Origin of the sequence: Streptomyces sp. ADMS (assembly GCF_033441795.1) — a bacterium.
GTDB lineage: Bacteria > Actinomycetota > Actinomycetes > Streptomycetales > Streptomycetaceae > Streptomyces.
Genome location: NZ_JAVFVX010000228.1, coordinates 1 through 4,365, shown reverse-complemented (window position 1 = coordinate 4,365; position 4,365 = coordinate 1). Strand labels below are relative to the sequence as shown.

Below are 4,365 nucleotides of genomic sequence, written 5' to 3'. Positions count from 1 at the left end.
CCCCCCCCCCCCCCCCGCCCCCGCTCCGCCCCCGCTCCGCTCACCCGCCCCCGCTCCGTCCCGCGCACCCACACCCGAATCGCCCTGCACTCACACCCACCCCCGCTACCTCATGCCATCGCGCAGGGTTGTGTCCCGCGTCGTGGTGCAGGGGATCAAGCGCTGCGCGTTCCGGTACGAGGCCCTGACGAATTCGGACGGGCCGACAGTCCACGAGGTGCCCTGCTGGGGCGAGTCGAACACCCAGTCTGGCCGGGCCGCCGCCCCCGGCCTGCGGATTCCGACGCCTTGATCGGCTACATCATCCGGCGGCACGCCATCCCGCGCAGCGGCCCACCCCTCCGAAGAACCGCCGCACACGCACGCCTCACTTGCCGAAGCCCGCCCAAGCCCCCCGTTCCTGAGGCACCCCCTCCAGGGCCCCATGGCTACAGGCCCCCATGCCTCCAGGGTCTCCAAGACTCGGCAACCGCGAAAGGTCGCATGCCTGATGATCCGTACGACAACAGCGCCGTCAGCCGGCTCGTCGATCTCCACCCGCACACGACTGGACGTCCCCGCCGACGCACCCGATCAACGCGCTCCGCACCTGACAACGACCGCGCGGAGCGATCAAGGCGAAGGCGACGGCGGTCCCGATCACACCCGCCTCCGTGAGCCGCCCGAAATCCGCCGCCTGCGGTACTCGTACGGCAGCAGGCAGCCCATCACCTCCACCTGCCGCACATCCAGGTCGAACCCGGAGTCGGAGAAAGCCCTCGGAGGCGCCAGAACCGGACCGCCGCGTTCAGATCGCCCCGCCGCGCGCCTGCGCCCCACCCCGCTTGACGCGCCACCGCACCGAGAGCATTATTCATCACATGATGAATTACAGCGACCCTCCTCCTGGACCTCCTGGACCTCCTGGACCTCCTGGAAGGGCCGTTCAAGCCGAGGGCCTCACCGTCGTACGAGGCACCCGAGAAGTCCTGCGTGACCTCGACTTCAGCGTCCCGCGCGGCCAGATCACAGGCCTGCTCGGCCCCTCGGGCTGCGGAAAATCGACCCTCATGCGCGCGATCGTCGGCACCCAGGCCAGGACCACCGGCACCCTGGAGGTCCTCGGCCACCCCGCCGGGCACGCCACCCTCCGCACCCGCGTCGGCTACGTGACCCAGGCCCCCTCGGTCTACGACGACCTGACGGTCCGCCAGAACCTCGCCTACTTCGCCGCGATCCTCGACCCCGGCCGCGCAGCCGCCGACCGCCGCCGGGAGCGCGTCACCCGCGCCATCGCCGACGTGGACCTCACCACCTACCACGACACTCTCGCGGGCAACCTCTCCAGTGGCCAGCGCAGCCGAGTCTCCCTGGCGGTGGCACTCCTCGGCACCCCCGAGCTTCTGGTCCTGGACGAGCCGACAGTGGGCCTGGACCCCGTCCTCCGCCGCGACCTGTGGACCCTTTTCCACACCATCGCGGCCACTCGCGGAGCAACGCTGCTCATCTCCTCCCACGTCATGGACGAGGCCGAGCGCTGCCACCGCCTCCTCCTCATGCGCGACGGCGAGCTCCTCGCCGACGACACTCCGGACGCCCTGCGCACCCGCACAGCGACGGAAACAGTGGAGCAGGCGTTCTTGCACCTGGTGGACGAGGCGAAGAAGCCGCAGACGAAGAGGGAGCAGCCCCAGTGACAACGACCACCCCCACCACCGCCCTGAACGCCGCCCGAACCACAGCCACCGCGATCCGGGTTCTGTCCCAGCTCCGCCACGACCCGCGCACGATCGCGATGATGATCGTGCTCCCGAGCCTGCTCCTGCTCCTACTCCGCTATGTCTTCGACGGCAGCGCGCACACGTTCGACGGCATCGGCGCGTCGCTCCTGGGGATCTTCCCCCTCATCACGATGTTCCTGGTGACCTCGATCGCCACCCTGCGCGAACGCACCTCGGGCACCCTCGAACGACTGTTCGCTATGCCTCTCGGTAAGGGCGACTTCATCGCCGGCTACGCCCTGGCATTCGGAACCCTGGCGATCATCCAGTCGGCCCTGGCCACAGGCCTGGCGGTCTGGCTCCTGGGCCTGGATGTGACGGGCTCCCCCTGGCTGCTCCTCCTGGTGGCCCTGCTGGACGCCCTGTTGGGCACCGCCCTCGGCCTCTTCGTCTCGGCCTTCGCCTCCTCGGAGTTCCAGGCGGTCCAGTTCATGCCGGCGGTGATCTTCCCGCAGCTCCTCCTCTGCGGCCTTTTCACCCCCCGCTCCAACATGCACCCGGTACTCGAAGCGATCTCCAACGTCCTCCCCATGTCGTACGCGGTGGACGGCATGAACGAGGTCCTCACCCACCCGGACATCACAGCCGCGTTCGTACGAGACATCCTGATCGTCGCGAGCTGTGCCCTCCTCGTCCTGACCCTGGGCGCAGCAACACTCCGCCGCCGAACCCCATAACCAGCCCGGCCACCGTCCCGTATCTCAGCCGCTCCGGCGTTTGAGGACGAGGCCCGTTCAGCGTCGTTACGGGTAGGGGCGGCGGAGGGAGAAACATCCTCCAGACATTCCGCCCACCGGACACCCGCCCCACCCACCCGCCCCCGATGAAAGGATGACCCCGGACGACGCAACCCCCGGAGGGCACCGCAACCATGACTCAGAAAGTCGCAGTCCTCGGCACCGGAAAAATCGGCGAAGCCCTGCTCAGCGGAATGATCCGAGCCGGCTGGTCCCCCGCAGACCTCCTGGTCACCGCCCGCCGCCCGGAACGAGCCGAAGAACTCCGCACCCGCCACGGAGTAACCCCGGTCACCAACGCGGAAGCAGCGAAGACCGCCGACACGCTGATCCTCACGGTCAAGCCCCAGGACATGGGCACCCTCCTCGACGAACTCGCCCCCCACGTCCCCGCCGACCGCCTGATCATCAGCGGAGCCGCCGGCATCCCGACCTCCTACTTCGAGGGCCGCCTGGCCACCGGCACCCCGGTGGTCCGCGTCATGACGAACACCCCTGCCCTCGTCGACGAGGCCATGTCGGTCATCTCCGCCGGCACCCACGCCACCGCCGACCACCTCGCCCACACCGAGGAGATCTTCGGTGCCGTCGGTAAGACGCTCCGCGTCCCGGAGTCCCAGCAGGACGCCTGCACCGCACTCTCCGGCTCCGGCCCGGCGTACTTCTTCTATCTGGTCGAAGCCATGACGGACGCCGGCATCCTGCTCGGCCTGCCCCGCGACAAGGCTCACGACCTGATCGTCCAGTCCGCGATCGGCGCCGCCGTGATGCTCCGCGACAGCGGCGAACACCCGGTGAAGCTCCGAGAGAACGTCACGTCCCCCGCGGGCACCACGATCAACGCCATCCGCGAACTCGAGAACCACGGCGTACGAGCAGCCCTGATCGCCGCGCTCGAAGCCGCCCGAGACCGCAGCCGGGCACTGGCCTCCGGCAACAGCAGTTGAAGCCGACCGCAACAGATCAGGACCACCAGTCACGAGCACCTGCCACCAGTCACCGCACACGTCTACCGGGCCGTGTTCACCGAAGCCTCGGCACCCGCCGGCAGCAGCCCGATCGCGCGACAGGCGGCATCAACGGTCGGCCGGGCCATCACCCGCGCTCTCTCCGCCCCGCCCCGCAGCACCCCCTCCACATGACGTTGTACGAAGACGGTGCACAGCTCCGGATCGAGCCCCGACGTCGCAGCAGTGTGGCTGCCTGCCGGCTGAGCCGCCGTACGCGCCCGGGATCGTGGTCCACGGTCAGCGCGTGCAGTTCGACGATGCACAAGAGGGAGTCCGCCTGGTGTTGGTCCACCATGGCCCACCGCCGCATGGCTCCCAGGTAGTTCCCCAGCGTCAGGTTCCCGGTCGGCTTGATCCCGCTGTAGACCCGCGTCATCTCTCTCCACCTCCTGGTCGAGGCCACCGCACCCGGACGGTCGACCTTCTGGAGGGAGAAACAGGAACGGCCGCCGAGGTGGCGGCCGTTGAGTACATGCGTGTGTACGGCCGCAGTCAGGCGGCCCACCACTGCTGGGTGCACGTATGCGTAGTCACGTGCACGTGACTACGCCGCCGGAGATCCTTCCGACAGCGAGTTGACACACCCCAGGCCCGTACGTAGTGTTCTCCGAGTTGTTCGACGTGAGCGCCGACTCCGGTCGGTCCCCGGACAGCCATTCCGCAGGTATCAAGCAACGGTCGACGACCTGTCGTCAGGCCGGTTGCATGTCATTGGCATGTGTATTTGCGAAATGAGGAATCCGCGTTCGAAAGGGCGCAGCCCCCGATTAGCTCGGGAGCCGGGAATCCGCTAAAGTCTCACTCGTCGGAACGGCCCAACGGCCGGGAAGGCGAGCCCCGCTGACTGGGAATCAGGCC

General features: G+C 68.6%; 3 protein-coding genes and 1 pseudogene. 3 read left to right on the top strand and 1 reads right to left on the bottom strand.

What is annotated here, in order from left to right:
- The first annotated feature begins 860 nt into the window (after positions 1–860).
- From RB628_RS39485 to proC, 3 genes are all read left to right on the top strand, one after another.
- Entirely contained in the window at positions 861–1,676 is an 816-nt protein-coding gene (locus RB628_RS39485; protein WP_318325477.1) for an ABC transporter ATP-binding protein, read from the top strand.
- Positions 1,673–2,437 (top strand): ABC transporter permease, encoded by a 765-nt coding sequence (locus tag RB628_RS39480; RefSeq protein ID WP_318325476.1) that lies wholly within the window; start codon positions 1,673–1,675, stop codon positions 2,435–2,437. Before RB628_RS39485 ends, RB628_RS39480 begins: the two co-directional genes overlap by 4 nt.
- 194 nt (positions 2,438–2,631) lie before the next feature.
- Positions 2,632–3,444 (top strand): pyrroline-5-carboxylate reductase, encoded by an 813-nt coding sequence (gene proC / locus RB628_RS39475; RefSeq protein ID WP_318325475.1) that lies wholly within the window; start codon positions 2,632–2,634, stop codon positions 3,442–3,444.
- Positions 3,445–3,629: 185 nt separating this feature from the next.
- Here proC and RB628_RS39470 read toward each other — a convergent pair.
- Positions 3,630–3,883, bottom strand: a pseudogene (locus RB628_RS39470) (tryptophan--tRNA ligase); the annotation flags it as partial.
- Positions 3,884–4,365 lie beyond the last annotated feature (482 nt).